1 pseudogene is annotated in these 503 nt (G+C 49.9%); it reads right to left on the reverse strand.

Annotated features, from left to right (window positions below):
* Nucleotides 1-503: pseudogene (gene silB, locus FDX01_RS04610) on the reverse strand (Cu(+)/Ag(+) efflux RND transporter periplasmic adaptor subunit SilB); the annotation flags it as partial.

Consider the following 503-nt stretch of genomic DNA (forward strand, 5'->3'; position numbering starts at 1 on the left):
GTTAGTAACCTGGAGGCGGACCTGAAGCGTGCGGGTTGTCTGATCCACGCTGGGAAGAATGTTCCATTTTTCGACATGGAATGTTTTATCCGGATAAGCCGGTACCGAAATTTCAAACTGCGACGTATCTTTCAGCAGATAGGCGATAGATTCTGGCACTGCAGCGCTGATCCAGACCGGGTCCATCCCCTGAATCTGAGCCACCACCTTATCTTTGGAAATATTCATGCCGGTGCGCAGGTCAAATGCAGTAATGACACCATCAATAGGTGCTTTAATGGTAAAACGGGTCTGGATTGTGCGGGTTGAACGCAGCCTTTGAATATCCTCTTCCGGCATACCAGCCAGACGAAGTCGCTCCAGAACCCCTTTTATCTGGGTTGGCGTACCGCCTGTACCGGATAACAGCAGAAACTCACTTTGTGCCTCAACCCATTCAGGAATGGTGATATCGATAAGCGGAGTGCCTTTCTTCACATGATCGCCAATCGTCAGGGGATACA

The organism is Citrobacter sp. wls613 (genome assembly GCF_005281195.1).
Taxonomy (GTDB): domain Bacteria; phylum Pseudomonadota; class Gammaproteobacteria; order Enterobacterales; family Enterobacteriaceae; genus Citrobacter; species Citrobacter gillenii.